1 protein-coding gene is annotated in these 1,030 nt (G+C 68.7%); it reads left to right on the top strand.

Annotation, left to right across the window (positions count from 1 at the left end):
* Positions 1 to 36: 36 nt before the first annotated feature.
* Positions 37 to 1,030, top strand: a 994-nt coding sequence (locus E0F75_RS39750; protein WP_229315920.1) for an acyltransferase domain-containing protein, incomplete at its 3' end; no start/stop codon positions are given.

Genomic DNA, 1,030 nt, shown 5'->3' with positions numbered 1-1,030 from the left:
TTCGTGTTCCCCGGGCAGGGGTCGCAGTGGGTCGGGATGGCAGTCGCACTCCTCGACTCCTCCCCCGTCTTCGCCCAGACCATCGCCGACTGCGAGGCGGCCCTCGCACCGTTCGTGGACTGGTCCCTCACCGCCGTCCTACGCAGCGAACACGACGCCCCCGGCCTCGACCGCGTCGACGTCGTCCAGCCCGCCTCCTGGGCCATGATGGTCGCCCTCGCCGCCCTCTGGCGCGCCAACGGCATCAACCCCACCGCCGTCGTCGGCCACTCCCAAGGCGAGATCGCCGCCGCCGTCGTCGCCGGAGGCCTCACCATCGAAGACGGCGCCCGCGTCGTCGCCCTCCGCTCCAAAGCCCTCCGCGTCCTCTCCGGAGGCGGCGGCATGGCCTGGATGAGCGTCCCCGAAACCCAGGCCGAAGACATCCTCACCACCTGGAACGGACACATCTCCGTCGCCGCCGTCAACGGCCCCTCCTCCACCGTCGTCGCCGGCCGACCCCAAGCACTCGACGAACTCCTCACCCACTGCGAAACCACCGGAGTCTGGGCCCGACGCATACCCGTCGACTACGCCTCCCACTCCGCACACGTCGACGAGATCCAAGACACCCTCGCCGACGAACTGAAGGACATCGCACCGCAGTCCGGACGCATCGCCTTCCACTCCACCGTCACCGGCGGCCTCCTCGACACCAGCGAACTGGACTCCGCGTACTGGTTCCGCAATCTCCGCAGCAAAGTCCGCCTCGCCCAGGTCGTCGAACAACTCGCCGCACCCGACACCGTGTTCATCGAAGTCAGCGCACACCCCGTCCTCATCTCCGGCATCACCGAAACCCTCGCCGACACCGGCGCCGTCATCGGCACCCTCCACCGCAACACCGGCACCCTCGAACGCTTCGTCCAATCCGCCGCCGAAGCCTGGACCCACGGCGTCACCATCGACTGGACCACACTCCTGGCCCCCTACCAGGCCCACACCGTCGAACTCCCCTCCTACCCCTTCCAACGCCAGCACTACTGGCTCG

Origin of the sequence: Streptomyces sp. CB02980 (assembly GCF_014451325.2) — a bacterium.
Lineage (GTDB): Bacteria > Actinomycetota > Actinomycetes > Streptomycetales > Streptomycetaceae > Streptomyces.
Note: the sequence above shows the minus strand (reverse complement) of the source record. Positions and strands in the feature narration are given on the sequence as shown.